The sequence below is a fragment of the Pedobacter sp. KBW06 genome, from assembly GCF_003852525.1.
Lineage (GTDB): Bacteria > Bacteroidota > Bacteroidia > Sphingobacteriales > Sphingobacteriaceae > Pedobacter.
Genome location: NZ_QAJL01000003.1, coordinates 402,737 through 427,296 on the forward strand (window position 1 = coordinate 402,737; position 24,560 = coordinate 427,296).

Consider the following 24,560-nt stretch of genomic DNA (forward strand, 5'->3'; position numbering starts at 1 on the left):
ATCTTAATTTTTTATAGAACCTGCTTTCACCATTGTCCTTTGGTAAGCAGGTAAGCTCAGGTCATCTACCACTACGCCACGAGTAGTGGAGGCATGAACAAAGAAATTGTTATTGAGGTAAATTCCTACGTGATCTACTGCCCCACCGCCGAAAGAGAAAAAGATCAGGTCTCCTTCTTTAAGCTGACTAATGTTCTTGGTCCTGATCACTGCTGCCTGATCACTTGACCTTCTTGGCAGTTCGTTTCCGTAGATGTTCTTTTGCAGTAAAAATGCGAAACCCGAGCAGTCAATCCCTCTTTTATCCAGGCCACCTAAGCGGTACCTTACGCCCGTCCAGTCGTTAATGAAACGGTACAAAGGTTTACTCTTCAAATTTGACATGGCCATCGCTGTCCTTGCCGCAGTAGAAGTGCTGACTGTCTTCTTTCTGGAGCTACAAGCCACCAGTACCATCAGCACCATTAAAAAAAGTAACGATTTAAATCTTCCTTTGAGAACGGTGTGATTGGCTTTCCTCATCATTATTCTTTTATTATCCTTTGTATTTCATCCAGTTTAAGCAAGGCTTCAACCGGGGTCAGGACATTTACATCCAGGTTATTCAGGGTGTCCCTTATTTTTAACAATACCGGATCATCAATCGCAAACATATGCAATTGATAAGCCTGATTTTGTACTTTTTTAATGCTGTCTTTGATGCTCTGACCTTCAGTCCTGTCGATCTCCAGTTTTTTAAGGATCTCATTCGCCCTGTTGATCAGCTTAGGCGGCATTCCGGCCATCTTGGCCACATGAATACCGAAACTATGCTCACTACCACCAGGAACCAGCTTTCTAAGGAAAATCACCTTATTGCCCACCTCTTTAATCGAAACATTAAAGTTCTTGATGCGGCTCATGGTATTGGCCAGCTCATTCAGCTCGTGGTAATGCGTTGCGAAAAGTGTTTTTGGTTTTGCAGTAGGGTGCGTATGCAGGAATTCTGCAATTGCCCAGGCAATGGAAATTCCATCATAGGTACTCGTTCCACGGCCAATCTCATCCAGCAGGATCAGACTGTTGTCTGAAATGTTATTCAGGATGCTCGCCGTTTCATTCATCTCTACCATGAACGTACTCTCTCCTGAAGAAAGGTTATCCGAGGCACCCACACGGGTAAAGATCTTATCTACCAGACCAAGCGTTGCTGCTTTTGCAGGAACAAAACAACCCATTTGTGCCATCAGTACGATCAGTCCTGTTTGTCTCAGAATCGCCGACTTACCCGACATGTTGGGTCCTGTGATGATGATGATCTGCTGGGTTTCATTGTCCAGAAACACATCATTGGTGATGTATTCTTCCCCTACCGGTAATCTTTTTTCGATTACAGGATGTCTTCCACCCTTGATGTCCAGGTTTTTGGTCTTATTCACCACCGGTTTCACATAGTGATTTTTAACCGCCAGTTGTGCAAAACACAACAAGACATCCAGCTGTGCAATAGAGAAAGCATTCAGTTGAATTTGTTTGATATAAGCACTCACCAGGGCCATCAGCTCTCCATACAGGCGGATCTCGATCTGCATGATCTTTTCTTCCGCACCCAGGATCTGCTCTTCATATTCCTTCAGTTCAGGCGTAATGTAACGCTCTGCACTCACCAGCGTTTGCTTCCTGATCCAGTCGGCAGGCACTTTATCTTTATGCGTATGCGTAACTTCAAGGTAATATCCGAAAACATTATTGAAAGCTACTTTAAGAGAAGGAATGCCGGTAATGGCCGCTTCTCTTTTTTGAATTTCTATTAAATAGTCTTTTCCGCCGAAGGAGATTTTACGCAGGCGGTCCAACTCTTCATTGATGCCATCGGCGATTACATTTCCTTTGATCAGCAATGCCGGAGGATCCTGTTGCAACTCTCTTTCCAGCTTTTCCCGAATGCTTAAGCAAGGGTCCAGCTGACCGGCAAGTGCCATTAAGAAAGGGTTGTTCGAGGCTGTAGCAATTTCCTTTACCGACTCAATATGATACAAGGCCTTTTTAAGCTGACACAATTCTCTTGGGCCCACTTTCAACAAGCCTACTTTAGAGATCAGGCGTTCCAGATCACCGATCTGTTTGATGTGGTTTAAGAACTCTTCCACCAATGCTTCATCTTTTACCAGGAACTCTACCATTCCAAGGCGCTCCTGGATCGGCTTCAGCTCTTTCAGCGGCATGATGATCCAGCGGTGCAGCAAACGTGCACCCATTGGCGTAGAAGTATGGTCAAGCACCTGAAACAGCGTTACCGCATTGTCGTTGGCAGAGCTGACCAGCTCCAGGTTCCGGATCGTGAAGCGATCCAGCCACATGTATTTATCTTCCTCTAAACGGGAAATCGAAGTGATGTGTTTGAGATTGCGGTGTTCTGTTTCATTCAGATAATGAAGCACTACTCCTGCTGCGATGATCCCGATCTGTAGTTTATCTACCCCAAAACCTTTTAAAGAGTTCACTTCAAAATGTTTGGTCAGGGTTTCCGTCGCATAATCAGTGGTAAATGCCCAGTCGTCCAGATGAAAGGTGTAAAATTTATCTCCGAAAAGTTCCAGGAATTCCTTCCTTTTACTTTTTTGAAAGATCACTTCATTGGGTTTAAAACCCTGCAAAAGTTTGTCGATATATTCTGCATTTCCCTGAGCTACATAAAACTCACCTGTAGAAATATCCAGGAAAGAAACGCCCATTCCTGCTTTATCAAAATAGACGGAAGCCAGGTAGTTGTTCGACTTCTGGCTCAGGATGTTATCGTTATAAGCGACCCCCGGGGTAACCAGTTCCGTTACGCCACGTTTTACAATTGTCTTGGTTGTTTTGGGGTCTTCCAGCTGGTCACAGATGGCAACCCTTTGTCCGGCGCGAACCAGTTTCGACAAGTAATTGTCTAAAGAATGATGAGGAAATCCTGCCAGTTCAATATGTCCTCCAGGACCATTTCCCCTTCTTGTCAATACAATTCCCAGAATCTGAGAAGTCTTTACCGCATCTTCACCAAATGTTTCATAGAAGTCGCCCACTCTGAACAATAGTAATGCACCCGGGTACTTTGCTTTAATCGCATTGTACTGTTGCATTAAAGGTGTTTCTTTAGTCTTATCTTTAGCCAAAATGTATTTTAATTTACAAAACCGTAAAGATAGCATCTGAATGCTTAATCCATACGGTTTGTGGAAAATTTTAATAAAAACCTATAACTGTTCAATATAGGATAAGAACAGGCTTAAAGCTTCGCGCTTTTTATCTGTCAGTTCAAAATCCAGTTTATGCATCAGGTAGTCGTCCAGGTCGAAATTCGTGACTACCGGCAGTTCTTTCAGCAATTCCTGACGATGGGAAAGGCCAAAAGCCAAAGCTTCGTTGAACTCAGCGATAAATGTTTCGGGAATGGTTTTGTTGGCTACCCAGGCTGCATATACAAAGGGCAATCCGGTAAATTTCATCCATTCCTCTCCCATATCATAGGCATAAGAATGGTCAGACTTTTTACCGAAGGTACGATCGCCAATCAGGACCATTGCATCCGTTTCTGCTTCCGGATCGGTCGTATAGCTCACATCCTGTTTCCAGTGAAATTTCAGCAGCACCTTTGCCAGGTTATTGGAAGTCCGGGAATGGCTGTCGAGCCTCACCGTCCTGATTTCCTGAAAGGGAACTTTACTAAAAACAAACACAGAATTTACGGCGCCTACCGAACCGATACAGTAATCGGCAACGATGTTTGCATTGGGCACCATTGGAATGGCAGCAACAGGAATCAGGCCGATATCTACCTGGTTGCTGATCAATTTTGCCGCACAATCTGTAGGGATATCTAAACTTAAATCTATTTTAGTCAGCAGTTCCGAATGCTCAATTCCATAGATAAAAGGCTTGGTATTGGTATAGGAAACTGCAGAAATCTTAATCTTACTCAAAGGGGAACTATTTTAAATGATCCGTATTGTTAAACCCGGTGATGACATACTGATCTCCGGTCATTTCAACTTTATAAAGGGTGGTATTCAGGTGAGGAAATTCCGTCATTTCGCTCAATGGCCTTCCGGTTAATAAACACAGGAATAAGCGCATGGCACGGCCATGCATACAGATTAAAACGGTTTTTTCATCTTTAGCACTTCTGATCACTTCCAAAGCCTCTTTCTGACGAATCACCACATCTGCCGGGCTTTCGCCACCTTCAAAACGGGCATCATAATCTCCTGACTGCCACTTCTCCATAATGCTTTTAAAAGCAGCCATGGCATTTTCATCATTTGGCTGCCCTTCCCAGGTACCCCAGGCCAGCTCATCCAGGCCCGACAACTGTGTCCATGGCAATCCGGCATCAATAAAGCCTTTTACCGTTTGGTGGGTTCTTTTCAGTTCAGACGTATAAACCTTATCGAAGGCTACATCTTTATATTTGGCATAAAATGCATCGGCCTGAGCTCTTCCTGTATCGTTCAGATCGCTGTTGATCCCTCTTCCCTGCACAATACCCTGTTTGTTTAGTTCGGTTTCACCATGTCTGATGATGTATAGTTCTTTATCCATTAATTGATGACGGGCAATTTATAATATTGTGGTTTTGCCGCTCCTTCGAATACGAAATCCGTGTAATCGGTCACCACGTTGTAAAGTGTATCTCTTTCTATTGGCTTGCGATTCACCTGTTTGATCAGGTTCACCAGCTCCTCCGTATTCATTGCAGGATGTTGTTCTTCCGCCCCGGCCATAGAGTAGATTTTGGTGGTATCATCTAAGGTACCATCGATATCATCTACGCCAAAGTTTAGAGAAAGTTGTGCGGTCTGTCTGCTGATCATTGCCCAATAGGCTTTGATATGGTCGAAATTGTCCAGGTAAATCCGGGCAATCGCATAATTTCTTAAATCTTCGATGACTGAAACCTCCGGCACATGGTCCATCTGGTTGTTTTGGTTTCTGAACTTCAACGGAATAAAGGCCTGAAATCCGCCTGATTTATCCTGTTGCTGGCGCAGTCTTTCCATATGGTCTACGCGGTGCCAGAATTGTTCGATATGACCATACAGCATCGTCGCATTGGTTTTCATGCCCAGCTTATGTGCCTGTTCATGAATGTCCAGCCATTGTTCCGCATTACATTTATCATGGGCAATCTTTTCCCTTACTTCCGGGTGAAAGATCTCTGCACCACCTCCCGGCATAGAATCCAGTCCGGCTTCCTGCAGATATTTCATCCCTTCATAATGCGATAGTTTTGCCTTTTTGAAGATATAGTAATACTCTACCGGTGTCAGTGCTTTGATGTGTAAATCCGGGCGATGTGCTTTTGCACGTCTGAAGAAATCGCTGTAAAAATCAAGGTTTTGTTTAGGGACTACACCTCCGGTGATGTGAACCTCTGTAACCGGTTCATTGTCGTACTTTTTAAGCACGTCCATCATTCCGTCTACACTCATTTCCCATCCTTCCTCACGCTGTTTAATCAGTCGGGAGTAAGAACAGAACTTGCAGTCGTACACACAAACGTTGGTCGGCTCAATATGAAAATTGCGGTTGAAATAGGTTTTATCACCATGTTTTTGCTCCCTGATGTAGTTCGCTAAAACTCCCAGGTAGCCCAGTTCGGCATGTTCATAAAGGTAAACCCCTTCATCGAAGGAAATCCTTTCCTGGTTCTGAACTTTATTGGCAATGGCTTTAAGTTCTGCAGACAGATTCGTGTCGTTTAAAAGTAAAGCCAGCTTTGAATTAGCATCCATGTAGTATGATATAATGATGAACAAAAGTAGTATAAAATCAGCAGATACCCGTTTTTTTAACAGGTTTTAGCTGTCAGCATTGTGTAAAAGAGCATTAGGATAAAAAATGAAGGCTTATGATAAAGGAATTTAAATTTTCACTATTTTTAATGTATGCCATATGTATGGTCCCTTATAAGATACGCCATGGAAAAATACGACCCTAGAGTAGACGCTTATATTGAGCAGGCTGCAGCCTTTGCCCAGCCGATCTTAACGCACATCAGGAAGCTCGTTCATCTGGCCTGTCCGGAATTGATAGAAACCATGAAATGGAGCTTTCCTCATTTTGATTATAAGGGAACGGTCTGTAGTATGGCTGCGTTCAAGAGTCATTGTGCTTTTGGTTTCTGGAAAAGCAAGCTCCTTCCCGACCCGCATCACCTGTTGGGCGACGATAAGGAGCAGGCCATGGGGCAGCTGGGCCGGATTACCTCCATAGCAGACCTGCCCGAAGAAAGCATTTTCATTACCTATGTTCAAAATGCGGTCATCCTGAACAAGGAAGGGATTAAGCTGGAGAAAAAACCTGCCGCAGTAAAAACGGAACTCGTAATTCCCGATTATTTTGCCCGAAGTCTGGCGGAAGCTCCGGCAGCACAGGAGCATTTTGACAAGTTTAGTTATTCTCAAAAAAAGGAATACCTGGAATGGGTTGTGGAAGCAAAAACAGAAGAAACAAGACAAAAAAGACTCGCTACCGCTCTGGAATGGATTGCCGAAGGCAAGTCCAGAAACTGGAAATACCAACGTTAATTCTTAGCAAATGCTAAAGCCCTATCCAATACTTCGTCCCTCCCACTCTTCAAACCAGCGGGGGTAGAACGTACAATGATATCAGGTATTATTCCTTTGTAATGACTTTTAGTGCCATCCGCATTGGTCACTTTTGCTCCTGTAAAAAAGACCCGGAAGTCATTAAACAGGTTAATGGTCTGCACATCTCCATTCGTACCCGAGCTTGCCTTGCCAATAATTGTCCCCAGTTTTAAGCCCTTAACATAACCTAAAATACTCTCCGACTGACTCTGTGCGCAGGCATCGGAGAGGAAGATGATCTTGCCATTAAAGTAGGGAAGCTCAGGCCCCAGATTCCATCCGGAACTTTCGAAATCTTTTCTGCTGTTATCTGAAGTTATTTTTGGAATATGCATCCATCTGCTGTGCTCCGAACATTTAAGCAAATGGCCAAAAAGTGCCCGAATGTCCTCTTTTGGATAGCCCCTCATATCAAAGATGATTGACTTAGCGAATGGTAAGCTGGATAAGGACCTGTTGATATTTTTCATTACGGAATCTCCTGTGAGGTTGAAATAATAGATCTTGTCTGAAAGTTGACCGTCTTTGGGAACATATGCGGGCAGCGCTATCGGACGATACTCCTGGGATGGACTCAACCTGGGCAATTTGAAAGCAGAACGAACGCCATTATTACTGACGATCAGCTTCACCGAATCTGATAAACCGTCAAATAACCCCAGGAGAGATTTGTAAGTCCGCCATTGCGGAGAACCTGAAACAAGCCTGAACTTAGCGTAAAATGTTTTCTGCGCTGACTCCCCGTCGATCGAGTCAATGATACTGCCCACTGGTATATATTTTAACGAGGAATCTAAAACACGTTTGACATAGATTTTGTGGTCAATCATTTCCGATTCTATATTAACCGATTTCTCTTCCATCCTATCTGAACCGGAATAACTAACTCCCATATGACCATCGTTTAATTTTGCGGACATCAACCCTAGTGTTTCTAAAAAATCCTGATTGTTATTATCCTTTATAGTTCTGGCAAATAAGAATGAAAACAACTTATCGGGATTAGTCTTCGTATCCTCCCAATAGGGAAAAGCAAATTTCAAGACTGATAGCGTGATGACCAAATTCGCAAGCCGGGATTCCTGAGGATATTCCTTTGACTTATCCAACCAATAATCCCGTGTCTTTTTTTTGAACGCCATTAGTGACACGGAGTCTACTTCAGGATAAGTAGCAGTCTCTGTGGCATAAAGCGTACCTGGAATGGAGGCATATATTTTTTTACCGAGTTTTACTGAAGTTATCTTTGAAACGGAGGCAGGTTTAGTAACATAAAACGCTTTGTCCTCTGCAATATTTAAAATGATGTTCAAGGAGGCATTCCTGGCGTCGAATGGCTCTTTAAAATCAAATATTTTCCTGCCATCTCCGGAAAAAACCTGAATGTTTGGTTTATTTATGCTAACAACCCTATATTTTGGAACTCTCAGCGTAAAATTAATGTTCTTTTCCCCTTTTGGTAGATTTCCCTGAAATCTGTATCGGATCGTTTTTTGGGTAACACTATTCGTATTAGATTTATTCTTCAGTCGCTCAGCACCATCAAAAGCGGCAATAAACAAATTGTTTTGGTTACAATCAGTTGTGTCTCCCCTTACCTCCACAGTAAATTCATAACGACCATTAATTGTGCCGTCTAATTTTATGGTAGATAAAGGATAGTCGATATAGTTTGTCTCAACGGCATCTCTATTATTTCTTTGACTTTTATAGATTGCTGAGCCATTAGGTAAAGCCAACCCACGATGTACCCAGTTTACAAGCTTATATTCCGATAGCTTTTCCGGTACGATCTTACTTAAGGCCTTATGTTTTGGTATAGGAACGCTATCAATAATGACGGTGGGGGCAATTGGTAACATCAATGCTTTTAGTTCGCGAATAAGCTGCTGGTCATTCTGAGCAGACATTACCTGATGAACACCATATAATGAAAAGAAAAACCAGTTCACCTTTGTTACTTCGTCTGAAGGATGGAAGAAGCGAACATAACCGTACAGTTCCGAAAATGCTTTTAAATTTCTTTCTTTTTGTTTAAGCGTTTGCGCTGAGCCGACACTATAAGTCGTAATTAATAAGAAGAAAAAAAAAGATTTAAGTCTGCCTGGTCTCATACAACTGAAATTAGGTATTGTATGGGAAGCACAAATATTATTTAACCTTATTTAACAAAAATTGAATACACGGGTTAGCAAGATTGGGACTTAAATCTCCTTAGTCAAAAGGAAAAGCTCTGTAACAAATCAGGCCATATCGCTCATTTATACCAAAATAAAAATGATTTATATTTACATTCGCCCCGGGATATATGGGGGTTTACGTTAATTTTTCTGATCAGGAACTGCTGGAAGAACTCCGGCTGGGCAATAGAGTTGCGTTTACGGAACTCTTTAACCGCTATTGGAAGAAATTGCTGGCCATCTCCTATACCTATACCAAAGACCATTCTTCTGCCGAAGAAATTGTTCAGGAAGTCTTCATTGGACTCTGGAACAGAAAGGACCAGCTGGAGATCAAAGCCCTTGGCCCCTATCTTGCCACGGCAGTCAAATTTTCCGTCTTCAAAAGCATTCATCAGCAAAAAAGAAGAGAAGAGCTCGCCATGTTAAACTACCAGACCGAGCTTGTGGCCCTTGATGAAGAAAAGATCCATGCGAAATTTCTTCAGGAATATATTGACGGCCTGGTGGAACAACTCCCTGAGAAATGCAGGCTTGTTTTTAAATACAGCCGCAATGATGGCCTGTCCATTCCCGAGATTGCCGCTGAGATGGACATCGCCGAAAAAACCGTGGAAGCCCACCTGACCAAAGCATTGAAGACCATCAAAAAAGACCTGAACAGCTCCGGAACCTTCCTCATAGCCCTCTCCCTGCTGATCAAATAGGAAAATTTGCTTTTTTTAAATTTATTTTAAAAAGCACTAAGGGTAAACCCTGTTCCCAAAGTACATCCTGGTAATTAGCCCAGTTGCGCATTACTATGAAAAACGAAAATCCTTCCTTATTAATTCAAAAATACATCAATGGGACTGCCAGTCCGGAAGAGCGCGAACAGCTCCTGAACTGGTATCGCTCACAGCAGCCTGAAACCGTGGAATGGCCTTCGGCAAGGGAAACCGAAGAAAAGCAGGTATACGATCGCATGCTTTCTAATATTGACCGGCACATTGATGCCTCATACCCGCAACCGGTACCATTGTCAAAATGGTACTATATCGCTGCTGCCGCCGCAATATTCATGGTCGGTTCTTTTGCAACTGTTCTCTATCTCGACAAAGCAGCGCCCGAAAAAGTACAGGTACTGACCTATAAAAATGACGTTAAGCCGGGTGGAAACAAAGCCATCCTGAAACTGGCTGATGGCTCTGAACTCGTTTTAGATGGCGCAACGAAAGCTACTTTCGCGCATCAGGAGGGTTTAAATATCGCCCGCATCAGCGATGGACAGCTCGCGTTCGACAAACAACCGAAAGGTGCACAAACCGAATCCGGAACACCGAAATACAATACCATCAGCACCCCTAAAGGCGGACAATACCGCATCATTCTTCCTGACGGCACCAAAGTCTGGCTCAATGCCATTTCTTCTATCCGCTTTCCAAGCTATTTCAGTGCGGGAGAAAGAAGAGTAGAAATCACCGGGGAAGCCTATTTTGAAGTCAGCAAAAATAAACAGATGCCTTTCCGTGTGATTTCAGGACAACAGGTACTGGAAGTACTCGGCACTAAATTTAACATCAATGCTTATACAAATGAGCCTCAAATCAATACCACACTAGCCGAAGGCAGCATCCGGTTGAACAGGATCAACACCTCCGAATCGAGCATCCTTAAACCCGGTGAGCAGGCCCAGTTAAAAACCGGCAACAGCAGGCTTGCTGCAAAAATCGTAGCTGCTGACCTCGACGAGGCGCTCGCATGGAAAAACGATGCTTTTGTATTTAACGATATGCCCATCACCGAAATTATGCAGCAAATAGAACGCTGGTATGATGTGGAATTGGTCTATAGCGGAGCGAAACCCGATCTGCGTTTTACGGGGATCATCCCGAGAAACAGCAATCTATCCACCTTCCTGAGGGTACTGGAAGGCAGCGGAGGCCTGAAGTTTGGCATTGAACATAAAAAGGTATTCATTCAAAGTACCAGATAGCCGGAAATAAAAACACAACAGATAAACAAGAACAAATTACCACCACAAAATCAACAAACCACATGAAACCTGCCACCTAAACCACCATTGCAGGTAAGTCAGAAAATAACCAACCCGGTTCGCGGCCGGGAAGGTCAATGCTCAGGCTTGCCCTAAAGAGTATCCGGTAATTACCGGGATTGCAAATCTTCATCTTAAACCCAAACATTTCAAATTTATGAAAGTACGACTACATTCTAAAGTCAGAAAAAAAGTATTCATCATCATGAAACTAACCATTATTATCCTGATTACCTTAGGTATTCAGGTAAGTTCGGCTTCTTTTGGCCAGAGAGTAACCATCTCCAGACAAAATACCGGCTTAAAAACCATCCTGCAAGACCTGAGAAAGCAGACGGGCTATTATTTTATTTTTAATAATGAGGTGATCCGGAATTCCAGATCCCTTTCCCTCGATCTTAAAAATGTAACGCTGAACGAAGCATTAACCGAAATCTTCAAATATCAGCCACTGACTTACAGTATTGAAAAGAACATTATTGTAGTTAAGGAGCGGCTTAAACAGCTGACAGCCGAAGCGATTGCCGCTAAAATGATCACCATCGAAGGCCGGGTAACCGACGAAAAAAACCTTCCTTTGCCCGGTGTCACCATCGTGGTAAAAGAAGGCAAAGGCATTGCCATCACCAATACTGAGGGTTTTTATAAGATTAGGGCAGAAGAAGACCATACCCTGCTCTTCTCCTACCTTGGTTTCAAAAGAGAAGAAGTATCCATCAACAAAAGGACGCAAATCAACGTGACCATGACTGTTAGCTTTAAAGAGCTGAACGAAACGGTTGTGGTAGGATATGGTACTCAACAAAAGAAGTTAGTGACCGGCGCCATCGGTGTGATCAAAGGAGAAGACCTTGCCCAATCACCGGCCGTAAACATTTCCAATACCTTAATGGGCCGTGTAACAGGTCTTTCGACCTCTATGAATGCTTCCGGGGCTCCTGACCGTGATCGTTCTTCCATCAAGATCCGCGGTATGGGTGAAGCCCTGATCGTCATCGACGGTGTGGCCAGAGATCCCGGTGTAGCGAGTCTGGAGATAGACAAGCTGGATTACAATTCTATAGAAAACATCAGTGTCTTGAAAGACGCTTCGGCTTCTGTATATGGTGCCAGAGGTGCCAATGGGGTAATTTTAATTACCACCAAACGTGGTAAGGCCAATAAAATATCGATGAATTACAACGCGAATTTAGGGATTCAGCAATCTACACGTACCCCAAAATTCCTGGATTCTTATAACTATGCATTGCTGAACAATGAGATGTACGACAATGATAAGGCCGAGAAAGGTTCTTCTCCAAGAACAAAATATACCGACGAGGAAATCCAGAAGTTTAAAGACGGATCAGATCCGGACCGTTATCCAAATACGAACTGGTATAAGGAAGTACTGAAAAGTTCTGCACTTACCCAGAAACACAACCTCAGCCTGAATGGCGGTGGAAACAATTCCCGTTATTTCATCAGTGGTACCTATACTGGTCAGGATGGATTGATCAGTACGGCTGGCATGAAACGCTATGGTGCAGTGAGTAATTTTGACCTTGATGTCACTTCCAATACCACCGTATCTGTTGGTTTGAATTATATCAATGAAAACGTAAAAGGTCCGGCAGCTTATACAGAAACCATTTTCAACAGAATGGCAACACTGGGATCGGTCACTCCTGCCCGCTTTGCCAATGGCCTTTACAACTTTGCCGGTTTTGCAGGTAATCCGCTAACCGATGCCATGGAAGAAAGTGGTTACAATAAGGTCAACAGAAACATTTTCAGTGGTTCCTTAAAAATAGCGCAGCAAATTCCGTTTGTAAAGGGGCTTTCTGCGACAGGCCTTGTCACCATCGACAAAAACAACTCCCTGACAAAAGGTTTCACAGCTCCTTTTCCTCAGTACTCCTTATCCGCAACCAAAGAGGAATATATTCAGCAAAATAAAACAGAAAAAGCTTCCTTAAATCAGGAATTCAGTCAAAACAGTAACCTCAACGTTCAGGTATCCCTGAATTACAAAAGGCTTTTTGGTAAACATTCCATCAGTGCACTTGCCCTGTATGAGCAAAATGAATCCAAAGCGGAGAACATGAGTGGATCGCGAAGCAATTTCCCTGTTTCTACCATCGATCAGCTGTTTCTTGGTGATGTAAATTCTCAGAAAATCACTGGGTATTCTTCGGAAAACGCCCGTCAGAGTGCTATTGCCCGTTTAGTATACAACTACAACAGCCGCTATATTATAGAAAGTAATTTCAGGTATGACGGTTCTCCTTATTACCCGAAAGGCAAAAGAAGGGCTTTATTTCCCTCGCTGGCAGTAGCATGGGTCATGTCTGAAGAAAACTTTATCAAAGACAACTTCAAATTCATTGATGAGCTGAAGATCCGTTCTTCCTACGGTAAATTAGGAAATGACGGTGGTTCCTTATATACCTATTTCTACAACTATGCGTTTTTCCCGGCAGGTTATGTATTTGGCACTTCCAACGGCATTGCTCCTTATACCAGGATCACCAATTCCTCGGTACCCAACACCAATATCACCTGGGAGAAAGTAAACTCTTTTGATATCGGAATCGATGCTACCTTATGGAAAGGCTTGTTAGGTTTCGAAGCCGACTATTACAATAAATACAAATACGACATTCTGCGTTCAAAAGGTTACGATGTACCTAGCACCTTCGGGCTTACCGCTCCGTTGGAAAACTTTGGTAAAGAGCGTTATTACGGATTTGAATTTGCCCTTTCTCATCAAAACAAGATCGGGCAGGTGAGTTATTCTGCCAGGTTAAACATGACCTATACTAAAAGCAACGTGATCGACTATGGTGAAAACGAAACCATGCTGCCTGGTTTACGTCAGGAAGGTCGCCCGGTAGGAGTTTCCAGAATCCTGAAAGCCGATGGCATTTTCAAAGATCAGCAGGATGTGGACAGCTGGCCAAAATACCTGGTTAGTCCGGGAGGAACGCCGGTAAGTGGTAAACCTGGCGACATCAGGTATGTCGATTTAAACGGAGATGGCGTAGTAGAGCTTTACAGCGGCAGCCCTGACCGTGGCGTACAAACCAAATACATCGTCCCTCCTACTGTTTACGGATTGTCTTTAGGTATGAAATGGAAAAATTTCACTGCAGATGCTTTCTTCCAGGCTTCCACGTCAGTATACATCAATTATTCTCCGGCAACGGACTTGAATAACTTCTACGAACAGCACATGGACAGGTGGACTCCGACTCATCAGAATGCAAGTTATCCGCGTTTGCTGTCCAATTACGAAGCCAACAGGTATCCTTCCACATTTTATGTAAAAAATGGAAATTACATCAAGCTTCGTACGGCACAAGTGTCTTATTCGCTTCCAAAAGATCTGATCAACAGGGCTGGAATCTCTTCATTGACACTAACTGCACAAGGGCAGAATTTATTCACCATCAGCAACAACAGAAGGTTTGATCCGGAAATTTCCGGAGGATTTGCAGACTCTTATCCACCGCAAAGAATCTTCTCTTTTGGTTTACGTTTAGGCCTTTAATTTATTCATCAAATCATCAACGAAAATGAACCTTCATATTTCAAAATATACACTTGCAATTTTATTCACAGGCATGCTCAGCCTCAGCTCCTGTCAGAAAGATTTTCTGGACAGAAAGCCAATGAACCTGATTTCAGAAGCCGATTTATGGAATGATCCGGATCTGATTAAAATGTCATTAAATGAGTTTTACACCTTCATGAACACCGGATTTACCACCACCTATATTCCCGCTTCCTATAGCGACGACCTTCAGGTGATTGGTGTGGAAGAAGGCAAGATCTCCACCATTCTGACCGGCGATTTCACCAGTGCGACCTTTCCTTTGAGAACCTTATGGAAGGACAGTTATGCGCAGATCAGAAAGATCAATTACTTTATGGAACGTGCAGCAAAAGCGCCCGTACTGTCAGAGGTACAAAGGAAAGAATTTATGGCCCAGGCTCGTTTTTTCAGGGCTTACGTGTATTATCAGGTATTCAATAATTTCAAAGACGCGCCGATTTTACTTCATGCTCAACCGGTAGAAGAGGCTCAGGATAAACCGTTAAAAGTGAGCCATAAAGATGGGATCGCTTTTATCATTGAGGAACTGGACAAGGCGGCTGCCGACCTGCCTGCGAGCTATCCTAATGATGAACTTGGCCGCATCACTTCTTCTGCAGCAGAAGCGTTTAAATCACGTATTTTACTATGGGCTGCAAGTCCGCTGAACAATACTTCAAACGACCTGTCTGCCTGGCAAAAAGCAGCAGCGGCTGCCAAAAAAGTAATGGATGGAGGCGCTTTTAGCTTGCAGCCGGATTACAATGATCCTTTTCTTAAAAAGAATGTATTGGTAAAACCGGAGGTCATCCTTGAATTCCGTTACAATGGATTAAAGGGAGAAAGGCAGCACAGCTTCGATAAGAACAACAGTCCGGCGGGATACGGAGGAAGAGGCGTAAACGGCCCTACTCAGGAACTCGTAAATGAGTACGAAATGAAAAACGGAAAAATGACTACGGAAGCTGGTTCAGGTTATGATCCTGCAAATCCTTATGCTGGCCGTGATATCCGTTTTGAAAAATCAATCCTCTTTAATACTGCCCCATTTAAAGGCCGTCCGGTAGAAACTTTCACCAAAGGTAAAGACATGCCGACCACCAATGCCAGCCCAACGGGTTATTATACGAGGAAATTTATTGCAGAAGATTTCGACTACAATAAAGATCCCAATACCACCAGCAGCACCAACTGGATCATCCTGCGCTATGCGGAAATCCTGTTGAATTATGCGGAAGCTCAAAATGAAGTAGCGGGACCTGATGCCACAGTTTACCAGGCAGTCAATGACATCAGAAAACGTGTAAAAATGCCGGAATTGGCGGCCGATTTAACCCAGGAACAAATGAGGGCTAAAATCCGCCATGAAAGAAGGATTGAGCTTGCTTTTGAAGATCAGAACAGGTACAATGACCTTCGCCGCTGGAAAGAGGCTGCCACGGTATTAAACAGACAGGTAAACGGGGTAACCATTACTAAAGCAACCAATGGCAGCTTTACTTATGCCCCAAAAGTAGCGGGTAGCAGGGTATTTACAGAGAAGAACTACTGGATGCCGATTCCATTGGTGGAACTCGGAGTAAACCCGAATCTAAACCCGCAAAACCCTGGTTGGTAATTTTCCTTATTAACATACACACACATCAAATATCAATTTAATCCTTTAATGAATTTCAGATCCACTTTATCACTAAAAAACAGCAGCCTGAACAAGGCTGCTGTTCTGATCATGCTTTCTGCATTTACCATCGCTAATGGTTATGCTCAGAAAACCAAATGGCCGGGCAGTATTGCCGGAAAGTCAAAGCAAGATACGACAGCAAAAACAGCGGAAATCAAAAAGAGTAATATCAAAAAGTTTTCAGAAGTCATCCCTGCCGGCACCAAAGCCGATGGCGGGTTATTCAATATTTATAAAGTAGATCAGAAGTACTATTACGAGATCCCGGATTCCCTGTTAGGCAGAGAAATGTTAGTGGTGACCCGTTTTACCCAGACACCGGTAGCCTTGAAAGAATCAAGGGCTCAATATGGCGGAGAGATGATCAACAACCAGGTTTGGAAATGGGAAAGACGCGATAAGCAGATCTTCATCAGAGTACCCAGCTATACTTACGTAGCAGATCCGTCGTCAGACCTGCACCAGGCCTTAGAAAACTCCAATGCATTGCCCATCCTTGCGGTCTTTGACATCAAAGCTTTCAGCAGCAATGGCAAAGGTATTTTGATCGACATCACCGACTTTTACAATGGTGATATTCCGGGAATGTCCCTTCCTGAAGGTTTGAAAAAGACTTACAAAATCAGCGGAATTGACAATACCAGATCTTATGTGGATACGGTAAAAAGTTTCCCTCAGAATGTGGAAGTAAAAACGGTAAAGACATACAGAAGCCCGGAACTTCCGGCAGATAAAAGTGTTGGAGCCATGACTTTCGGATTGAACACTTCGATGGTATTGCTTCCAAAAGACCCAATGAAAGCCCGTACAGAAAATAAACGGATCGGTTATTTTACAGAAAGACAACTGGATTTCAGTGTCAGCGATAAACACGTTACCCCTACTGCTTATATCCAACGCTGGAGATTAGAGCCCAAAGATGAAGCTGCCTACAGCCGCGGTGAGCTGGTAGAACCTAAAAAACAGATTGTTTATTATATCGATCCTGCAACGCCTAAAAAATGGGTACCCTTCCTGATTCAGGGGGTGAACGACTGGAATACTGCGTTCGAAGCTGCCGGCTTTAAAAATGCAATCGTGGCTAAAGAAGCACCTACTGCACAGGAAGATCCCGAATTCAGCACAGAAGATGCGCGTTATTCGGTGATCCGTTATTTTGCTTCCTCTACAGAAAATGCTTATGGTCCGAGGATCGCAGATCCAAGATCAGGCGAGATCATGGAGAGCCATATCGGATGGTACCACAATGTGATGTCGCTATTGAGAAGCTGGTTCTTTGTACAGACCGCAGCCATCAATCCTGCAGCCAGAGGTACGGAGATCAGTGATGCACAAATGGGCCAACTGGTTCGTTTCGTTTCTTCTCATGAAGTAGGACACACCTTGGGATTACTACATAATTTCGGTTCCAGTGCTGCCTTCCCGGTAGATTCTTTACGTTCTAAAACCTTCACCGCTAAATATGGCACGGCACCTTCGATCATGGACTATGCACGTTTTAATTATATTGCACAGCCTGGTGATGGCATTACCGAGATCTATCCTAAAATCGGTGCCTACGATCAGTTTGCGATTAAATTCGGTTATACGTATTTCCCTGCTCAGCAATCCGTAAAAGAAGAGAAAAAGATCCTGGATGCGATGATCATGAAGAAATCAAAAGATCCGGTTTATTTCTACGGAAAACAAGGTTCTATTGATCCGCGTGCACAAAGTGAAGACCTTGGCGACAATGCCATGAAAGCCAGCACTTATGGAATCGAGAACCTGAAAAGAATCCTTCCCAACATTGAGAAATGGACCTATGAACCAGGAAAAGAGCTGGAAGATGCGAACGACTTATATTATGAAGTGATCCGTCAGTACAGACGTTATGTAAACCATGTGGTGGCTAACATCAGCGGACTGCAGGAAGACATCAAAACCGTAGACGAGCCGGGTGCCGTTTATTCTTATACCCCGAAAGCAAAACAACAACAGGCCATTGCTTTCCTGAACAAACAGGTATTTACCACGCCAAACTGGTTGCTGAACAAATCGATGATGGCCAGAGTGGACTATGGTGTGGTGAACAACCGCATTATGGAAATGCAAAACCAGGTGTTGACTTCTCTGTTGGAAACTTATGGTTTTGCCAGAATGATCGACGATGAGATCAAAAACGGAAACAATGCCTATACGGTAAATAACCTGCTGACCGATCTTCGCGTTGCGATCTTCTCAAATGAAACACCGGATGTATTCAAAAGAGCTTTACAAAGAAGTTATGCAGATCGTTTAGGGGTATTATTGAAACTGGATAAACCGGTTGTTGAGTCTTCGTATGCGATTATGGGCATCACGCCTTACAATCCAAACAGCTCTGACATGAGGTTATTGGTTCGTGCAGAGTTGAAAAAACTGAATGCGAATGTAAAAGCACTTCAGCTAACGGCAACAACTCCATTGATTAAAAGTCATTATGAAGACCTGGCGGATAGAATTAACAAAATTTTGAATCCAAAGATCTAAACGATATTGATCAAAAGCGATCAATATAATTATTGATGGTAAAAAGAGGATGTGTCATTATTAGAATGATCATCCTCTTTTTTTACCATTTTTATTCTATAAGATATTTTATCTTGTTGTGTAACCACCATTTGCAAAAATGGTTTGTCCGGTAACCCACCATCCATCGGTTACTAAAAACTCTACCAATGGTGCAATGTCATTAATGTTTGTCAATCCGCCCAACGCTGATGCAGACTTGTGATAAGCTACGGCTTCCGGTGCTTCTTGCCCATAGAAGAAAGGGGTATCCATAGGGCCAGGTGCAACCGCAGTAACAGAAATACCACGATCTCCAAATTCTTTGGATGCCATTCTTGTAAAGTGTTCTACGGGTGCTTTTGCACCTGCGTAAGTAGAATATAGGCCGGTGTAAGCAGCCAGCAAAGAAGTTACTATTGTATTGATCTTGCCATTGTCATTCAAGTGTTTTCCTGCTTCTTGAATAAAGAAGTACGCTACTTTTGAATTGATGTCGAACATCGCATCATAATCAGCTTCGGTAGTTTCTAAAAAAGGTTTTTTTAATACCATTCCCACAGTGTTGACCGCAATATCAATACCACCAAACCTTTCTTTTGTAGCTTTAAAAAGTTTAGCAATGTTTTCTACCTTGGTTAAGTCTGCTTGAAATAAGAAAGCTTCTCCACCTGCCTTTGAGATGTCTGCCAATGTTTGTTCGGCATCGGACTTTGTGTGATCACTGTTGTAGTGTACAGCTACTTTTGCCCCTTTTGAGGCAAAATTACGGCTCAATAATCCGCCTAAGTTTTTTGCGCCACCTGCAACCAGGACAACTTTTCCTTTTAAATCGTTTCTTGCCATTGTATGAGTATTTAAAATTTTTACTATAAATTTTCCGTGATATTTTATAAATCCGTTAACACTATCTACCACATATTAAAGACATTCCAGATGTGATCTTAAATATTCTTCTCCTATTGTATCCAATAGCTCCGTCATACCATAATATTTAATGGCAGTAATAATATCAATTTGGGTTAGTACACCGTCAACTTCTACTCCGTTAACATTAATATCAAAACGATGTGGTTTTGAGGCCGGGGTAACATCTATAGCCTCGATATTTTTTATAGTCAAACGCATTTTATAAAAATCAATTAAATTTCAAATCAAAATTCCTTATTAAGCCGTACCGTTCAAATTCTTTTACCATTTCCGGATATCCAACCTGCATCAAATACGACCGATGTTTTGGTTACATTTTTAAAATCTTAAACTCGGTGCGTCTGTTTGCCTGGTGCGCTGCAGCAGAGCATTTAGCTCCATTTGCACAACGGTTCAGTAATTGTGTTTCACCGTAACCTTTGGCGGTTAAGCGGCTTCTGGAAATGCCACGGCTAACCACGTAATTTACCACTGAACGTGCACGACGCTGGGAAAGGTCCAGGTTGTAAATGTCTATCCCACGGCTGTCGGTATGCGAACCCAATTCAATTTCAAGTGTGGGGTTATCCCGCAGGGTGCGTACCAGTTCGTCCAGAATTTTTGCAGCATCCTTGCGGATGTTATCCTTATCAAAATCATAATGGATATTTTGAATGACAATGGTTTTACCAATTTCAAATAAAGGCTCTAAGCGCAGGGTAACACTTAACGTGTCTGATTTTGTTAAACCTTTGGTGCTTACCGTTGCAGAGTCGCTGTAAAACTTCTCTTTTTGGCCAAGTACGCTATAGTCGGTTCCTTTGGCCAGTTCAAAAAAGACAGTCCCATCAGTTTTGCTGCTTTGTTTGGCAATAACCTGACGGCCATTGGCGTATAAAGTCACTGTTGCAGCTTCCAATATCTCTCCATTTTTTTTATTTAAGGTGAGGCCTTTCAGCGCCAGGATCATTTTAGGTTTGATTTTGCTGAAACTATAGATGTCATCACTTCCTACTCCACCTTTACGGTTAGAAGAAAGATAACCCATCGTTGTATCTTCATTTACGATATTGGTAATGAAAGCAAAATCATCGCCGGCGGAGTTAATCGGGTATCTTAGGTTTGCAGATTTAGACCAATTGTTCTTTTCACCCTTTGCTACAAAGATGTCTAATCCACCCATTCCTGGCAAGCCATTACTGGAGTAATATAAAGTATCATCCGTCGCGATATTAGGAAACATTTCATCCTCGCTGGTATTGATCGCCGGACCGGCATTTTGAGGTTTCCCCCAACTGCCATCGCTTTGCAATTCACAATACCAGATGTCTGTACCGCCTAAACCACCAGCCATATCAGACACAAAATACAATGTTTTTTCATCCTGACTTAATGCAGCATGGCCAACAGAGTAATTTTTAACATCATTATATAGAAAGGGAGCAACTTCATATTTGCTGTTATTTGCAGTATAGATATACAATTCCAGGTTATTTGTTCTGAATTTCGTTTTGTTTTCTTTACTAATTTCTCCGGAACGCCCAGGGTATGTACGCGTCACGTACCATACATTTCCTTTCTGATTGCAAATGATCGGACCGACGTGATAGTTCTCATCGTTATAGACAGACTTATTAATCAGCTTCGAACTTAAGCTATTTCCTGTCGATCGATCGGCAGTATAGATTCTTAAAAAAGGATTACCGGTTCGGCCATCTTTCTGTCTTAACAAACTTTGTTCAGGTTCGGCAGTATAGTAAATTTTATTGTCCATTGGGAACACGCCAAAATCAGCAAATGCTGTATTAACTTGCACTTCATTTTTAATTTTATGGGCCGTAGGCTTAGCCATCCATATCAGAGCCGAATCACATCCTGCGATTTCATTAGTTACCCTTTGGGTATCGCCACTTTTGCCGGCATAGCGCTGCAATACTTTTTTTGCTTCCGAATAACGGGAATTAGATTTAAGTATAGTGCCATAAGTGATCAGGTTCTCTGCTTTACTTTCCTGATCCTGTACGACCCTTGCATACCAATTCTCGGCAGCTTCATAGTCGTTCATTTTCCGGTAACAATCAGCCAGGCGTTCCAGATCAGTTAGCTTTGGTTTCCTGGTATCCGCCAGCTTCAGGTATATAGAAGCTGCATTGGCATACTTATACTGTGCATACAGTTGATCTGCCCTTTGTCGCAAGGAAGGTTGCTCTTGTGCCGAAGCAACACGAAAAGCACATCCAAGGCCTAAAAGAAAAATGTATCTGGTAAATTTTTTATTCATCATGTTCATCAGTTTAAACGATATATCGATTATTGATCTTAAAAGAATCTGGGACTAAGTAAACGTCTGTTTTTCCCAGGAAATGTTATACCAATGGTAATTTCATGGGTGCCATTTTGTATGCTACTGAGCTTGCTCAGAATGTGATCATAAGAATACCCGACTCTAAAGGTATTTGTTACATAAAACTGGGCAATTGCAGATATGGAATTGAGGCTGCTCAGGTCCTGGTCTTTGGCATAATCCTTTTTCCAAAGATTGATGCCTGTTCTGTAAGAACCACCGATCCAGAATTTCTCAGCAAAGATGAACATGCTACTGATGTCTAAACTTGAAGGCCCTTTAAGGTCTTCCTTATATAATAGACTTGGACGAAGTTTAGTATCTTCAGATAAATTAAATATAGTACCTGCGATCAGGTAATAGTGCCGCTTACGTTTCAGGTTCGCCACATTATTCTTATCCCAGTTGAAAATGCTGGTTGATTTATCTCCGGAAAGTAAATCCATTGCCGAAGCACCGATATAGAAGTTTGGGTTGTAATAATAAACCCCAAAACGAAGATCCGGAATGGTGGTGCTGATTTTACCTACCGGCAAAGTCGGATCGTCAAAATCAACGGGATTTAATTTATTACCATCTAATCCATATTGGGTAATACCTGCCCCGATTCCAAAACTTAACCGTTGGGTATCCTCATCGTTAAGTCTTAAGCGATAGGCGTAATTGGCGTAAACTGAAGTAGCCGATTGCGGCCCCAATCTATCGTCTGTAATCTGCAAACCAAGACCTACATTTTTATTAGCATCAGCTACGCCGTCAATGGATAGTTGACCAGTTCTCGGTGCGCCACTAAGACCGGTCCACTGACTTCTTAGGGCGAGTTGTGCAAACCATTCTTCTTTGTATCCCGCATAAGCCGGGTTCACACTTAAAGAATTAAAAATATACTGGGAGAACTGAATATTTTGCTGTGCCTTTGCCGGCATCAGACCAGCAAGGGTTACCCCAAATACTAGTATGACTTTTTTTATGGTATGTTTGTTCATAATCTGTTTGTATATGGCCGGCTTTCGCCGGCCTTATCAATTATCTTTTTATTAATACCCAACCTTTATAAACTTCCTGTTTACCGCTACTATTCAACCTGATCAGGTAATAGTAGGTTCCTTCATTCAGTCCCTCACCAGTCCAGGTATTTTTGTAATTGTTATTGCGATATACTTCGTTACCCCAACGATTGAAGATGGTGACATCTGCATTGTTATAGTTTTCCAGCCCCACTATGACGAAGCTGTCATTTTTACCATCTCCATTTGGTGTAATCACATTTGGAATGAAGAATCCTTTCACATTCACCGTTACTATAGCGATATCGGTCCAGTTTCCATATTCATCTTTAATCCTATATTTAAAGGTATCTGCGCCAGTATATCCACTGTTTGGTAAATAGGTAACTGTACCGTCAGGATTCACTTTTACTGTACCATGTTTAGGTTGTTCTGTGATTTCAAGCGTGCCTTTATCAAATGCAGCAGCATCAGTTTTATCGTTACCCAATACCGGGATTTTAACCTCCGTATTCCATTGGATTTCTGCAGCATCATCAATCGCTACAGGCTTAGTTGGAACAACAGTCAATGTAACCTTAGCCTGATTGGAAATCTGACCATTTTTATCCGTTACAGTATAGGTAAACTCATCCGTTCCCGTATAGCCTGGATTTGGCGTATAAGTTACCGTACCGTCTGCATTGACTTTAACTGTTCCGTTTTTAGGTTGTGTAATGATGGTTGTACTACCAGGTACAATGTCACTGTTACCAGGTTCATCATTTTTCTGTACATCAATCAGCACTGGCTTGTTCTGCTGTGTTTCCTTGGTATCGTCTTTTACAACTGGTGGTTTAGCAATGGTGATGACCGTAGGATTGTCATTATTCGTATCGGTACCTGACTGATCTGTTACATTTCCACCTTTAGGATCAGTGGCTTTGATGACCGCCTGATTGGTTACTTTACCGGCTACTACATCTGCCGCGGTAATGGTGTATTTCTCAACATGATTTACCGATTTACCAGGAAGGAGTACTCCAAGTATCGTAATGTTCAGCTTGCTTATCAACGGATCACTTAATACCAGATCTTTCAGACTCACATTTCCTGTATTGGTAACGATAAAGGTATATTCAATCTGGTTGCCTAATACAAAGGCTCCATTTTCGCCTGTTCCGGCATTGGTTACTATTTTCACTAAAGCTACCGCTCCTTTTTGTTCTATCGGTGTTATGGTACATTTTGGACAAGCCGGATCTACTGGTGCACCTGGTATCGGTGTTGGATCAGTTGACTCGGCATGTACGTTTCCACCTTTTGGATCCTTACCATCAGCTTTGGCAATATTGGTTACATAACCACGGTCTAAATCGGCCTGGGTTACGGTATGTTTAGCCGTAATGTTTGCTGTAGCATTTGGTGCAAGGCTAGCAATTAATGCAGGACTGATACTGCCTGCGTCGGCATTGGCATCGGTAATTGCAATTGCAGTAACCGTTACATTTCCAGTGTTTTTAACTACCAAATTGTAGTTGATGATGTCTCCTATTTTATTGTGTACTCCAACAACTGCTGTTTTGGTTAAGCTCAAAGCAGAAGCCTGATCAATTGGGGTTACCGTACAATCGGTACAACCTGGAACTACCGGCGCACCTGGAATTGGCGTTGGATCAGTTGATTCTGCATGTACGTTTCCACCTTT

At 42.7% G+C, this 24,560-nt stretch carries 17 protein-coding genes; 6 read left to right on the forward strand and 11 right to left on the reverse strand.

The window, feature by feature from the left end:
• Positions 1-3 precede the first annotated feature (3 nt).
• From DBR43_RS16565 to mqnE, 5 genes are all read right to left on the reverse strand, one after another.
• On the reverse strand, positions 4-525 hold the full coding sequence (locus DBR43_RS16565; protein ID WP_233603013.1) for a C40 family peptidase: 522 nt from the start codon (positions 523-525) through the stop codon (positions 4-6).
• Complete coding sequence (gene mutS, locus DBR43_RS16570; protein WP_124582751.1) at positions 525-3,134, reverse strand: DNA mismatch repair protein MutS; 2,610 nt, start codon at positions 3,132-3,134, stop codon at positions 525-527. The genes DBR43_RS16565 and mutS overlap by 1 nt, the downstream gene beginning before the upstream one ends.
• Before the next feature lie 81 nt (positions 3,135-3,215).
• Positions 3,216-3,941: a menaquinone biosynthetic enzyme MqnA/MqnD family protein gene (locus DBR43_RS16575; RefSeq protein ID WP_124582753.1), complete on the reverse strand. Its 726-nt coding sequence runs from the start codon at positions 3,939-3,941 to the stop codon at positions 3,216-3,218.
• Between the two features lie 7 nt (positions 3,942-3,948).
• A complete protein-coding gene (locus DBR43_RS16580) occupies positions 3,949-4,560 on the reverse strand; it encodes a histidine phosphatase family protein (protein ID WP_124582755.1) in 612 nt (203 codons plus the stop codon).
• The gene (mqnE, locus tag DBR43_RS16585; protein WP_124582757.1) at positions 4,560-5,753 is read right to left on the reverse strand and encodes an aminofutalosine synthase MqnE; all 1,194 of its coding nucleotides are present in this window, start codon (positions 5,751-5,753) and stop codon (positions 4,560-4,562) included. Before mqnE ends, DBR43_RS16580 begins: the two co-directional genes overlap by 1 nt.
• Positions 5,754-5,939: 186 nt before the next feature.
• On the opposite strand from mqnE, the gene DBR43_RS16590 reads away from it, so the two are divergent.
• Positions 5,940-6,548 carry a YdeI/OmpD-associated family protein gene (locus DBR43_RS16590; protein ID WP_124582759.1) on the forward strand — a complete coding sequence of 203 codons (609 nt, stop codon included), beginning with the start codon at positions 5,940-5,942 and terminating at the stop codon, positions 6,546-6,548.
• Here DBR43_RS16590 and DBR43_RS16595 read toward each other — a convergent pair.
• Positions 6,545-8,725 (reverse strand): S41 family peptidase, encoded by a 2,181-nt coding sequence (locus DBR43_RS16595; RefSeq protein WP_124582761.1) that lies wholly within the window; start codon positions 8,723-8,725, stop codon positions 6,545-6,547. The two genes, DBR43_RS16590 and DBR43_RS16595, sit on opposite strands and share 4 nt — an antisense overlap.
• Before the next feature lie 194 nt (positions 8,726-8,919).
• Here DBR43_RS16595 and DBR43_RS16600 point away from each other — a divergent pair, with 194 nt between their 5' ends.
• From DBR43_RS16600 to DBR43_RS16620, 5 genes are all read left to right on the forward strand, one after another.
• Positions 8,920-9,498 carry an RNA polymerase sigma-70 factor gene (locus DBR43_RS16600; protein WP_124582763.1) on the forward strand — a complete coding sequence of 193 codons (579 nt, stop codon included), beginning with the start codon at positions 8,920-8,922 and terminating at the stop codon, positions 9,496-9,498.
• Between the two features lie 95 nt (positions 9,499-9,593).
• Positions 9,594-10,766: a FecR family protein gene (locus DBR43_RS16605; RefSeq protein ID WP_124582765.1), complete on the forward strand. Its 1,173-nt coding sequence runs from the start codon at positions 9,594-9,596 to the stop codon at positions 10,764-10,766.
• A 217-nt stretch (positions 10,767-10,983) separates the two neighbouring features.
• Positions 10,984-14,358: a TonB-dependent receptor gene (locus DBR43_RS16610; RefSeq protein WP_124582767.1), complete on the forward strand. Its 3,375-nt coding sequence runs from the start codon at positions 10,984-10,986 to the stop codon at positions 14,356-14,358.
• 25 nt (positions 14,359-14,383) lie between these two features.
• On the forward strand, positions 14,384-16,021 hold the full coding sequence (locus DBR43_RS16615; RefSeq protein WP_124582769.1) for a RagB/SusD family nutrient uptake outer membrane protein: 1,638 nt from the start codon (positions 14,384-14,386) through the stop codon (positions 16,019-16,021).
• 48 nt (positions 16,022-16,069) lie between these two features.
• Entirely contained in the window at positions 16,070-18,595 is a 2,526-nt protein-coding gene (locus DBR43_RS16620) for a zinc-dependent metalloprotease (RefSeq protein WP_233603015.1), read from the forward strand.
• 108 nt (positions 18,596-18,703) lie between these two features.
• Here the strand turns inward: DBR43_RS16620 and DBR43_RS16625 are convergent, their stop codons facing one another.
• The 5 genes from DBR43_RS16625 to DBR43_RS32965 all read right to left on the reverse strand — a co-directional run.
• Positions 18,704-19,459 carry an SDR family oxidoreductase gene (locus DBR43_RS16625; RefSeq protein WP_124582771.1) on the reverse strand — a complete coding sequence of 252 codons (756 nt, stop codon included), beginning with the start codon at positions 19,457-19,459 and terminating at the stop codon, positions 18,704-18,706.
• A gap of 75 nt (positions 19,460-19,534) precedes the next feature.
• The gene (locus DBR43_RS16630) at positions 19,535-19,741 is read right to left on the reverse strand and encodes a hypothetical protein (RefSeq protein WP_124582773.1); all 207 of its coding nucleotides are present in this window, start codon (positions 19,739-19,741) and stop codon (positions 19,535-19,537) included.
• Positions 19,742-19,853: 112 nt separating this feature from the next.
• Positions 19,854-21,806 (reverse strand): OmpA family protein, encoded by a 1,953-nt coding sequence (locus DBR43_RS16635; protein ID WP_158622519.1) that lies wholly within the window; start codon positions 21,804-21,806, stop codon positions 19,854-19,856.
• A 35-nt stretch (positions 21,807-21,841) separates the two neighbouring features.
• Positions 21,842-22,852 (reverse strand): type IX secretion system membrane protein PorP/SprF, encoded by a 1,011-nt coding sequence (locus DBR43_RS16640; RefSeq protein WP_124582777.1) that lies wholly within the window; start codon positions 22,850-22,852, stop codon positions 21,842-21,844.
• Between the two features lie 40 nt (positions 22,853-22,892).
• Positions 22,893-24,560, reverse strand: a 1,668-nt coding sequence (locus tag DBR43_RS32965) for an Ig-like domain-containing protein (protein WP_158622520.1), incomplete at its 5' end; no start/stop codon positions are given.

Excerpts from the sequence above, each read along its gene's own strand:
- DBR43_RS16565 (WP_233603013.1), bottom strand. The coding sequence starts at position 525 with ATGATGAGGAAAGCCAATCACACCGTTCTCAAAGGAAGATTTAAATCG.
- DBR43_RS16595 (WP_124582761.1), bottom strand. The coding sequence starts at position 8,725 with ATGAGACCAGGCAGACTTAAATCTTTTTTTTTCTTCTTATTAATTACG.
- DBR43_RS16625 (WP_124582771.1), bottom strand. The coding sequence starts at position 19,459 with ATGGCAAGAAACGATTTAAAAGGAAAAGTTGTCCTGGTTGCAGGTGGC.
- DBR43_RS16600 (WP_124582763.1), top strand. The coding sequence starts at position 8,920 with ATGGGGGTTTACGTTAATTTTTCTGATCAGGAACTGCTGGAAGAACTC.
- DBR43_RS16615 (WP_124582769.1), top strand. The coding sequence starts at position 14,384 with ATGAACCTTCATATTTCAAAATATACACTTGCAATTTTATTCACAGGC.
- DBR43_RS16610 (WP_124582767.1), top strand. The coding sequence starts at position 10,984 with ATGAAAGTACGACTACATTCTAAAGTCAGAAAAAAAGTATTCATCATC.
- DBR43_RS16620 (WP_233603015.1), top strand. The coding sequence starts at position 16,070 with ATGAATTTCAGATCCACTTTATCACTAAAAAACAGCAGCCTGAACAAG.
- DBR43_RS16630 (WP_124582773.1), bottom strand. The coding sequence starts at position 19,741 with ATGCGTTTGACTATAAAAAATATCGAGGCTATAGATGTTACCCCGGCC.
- DBR43_RS16590 (WP_124582759.1), top strand. The coding sequence starts at position 5,940 with ATGGAAAAATACGACCCTAGAGTAGACGCTTATATTGAGCAGGCTGCA.
- DBR43_RS16580 (WP_124582755.1), bottom strand. The coding sequence starts at position 4,560 with ATGGATAAAGAACTATACATCATCAGACATGGTGAAACCGAACTAAAC.
- DBR43_RS16605 (WP_124582765.1), top strand. The coding sequence starts at position 9,594 with ATGAAAAACGAAAATCCTTCCTTATTAATTCAAAAATACATCAATGGG.
- DBR43_RS16640 (WP_124582777.1), bottom strand. The coding sequence starts at position 22,852 with ATGAACAAACATACCATAAAAAAAGTCATACTAGTATTTGGGGTAACC.
- DBR43_RS16635 (WP_158622519.1), bottom strand. The coding sequence starts at position 21,806 with ATGATGAATAAAAAATTTACCAGATACATTTTTCTTTTAGGCCTTGGA.
- mqnE (WP_124582757.1), bottom strand. The coding sequence starts at position 5,753 with ATGGATGCTAATTCAAAGCTGGCTTTACTTTTAAACGACACGAATCTG.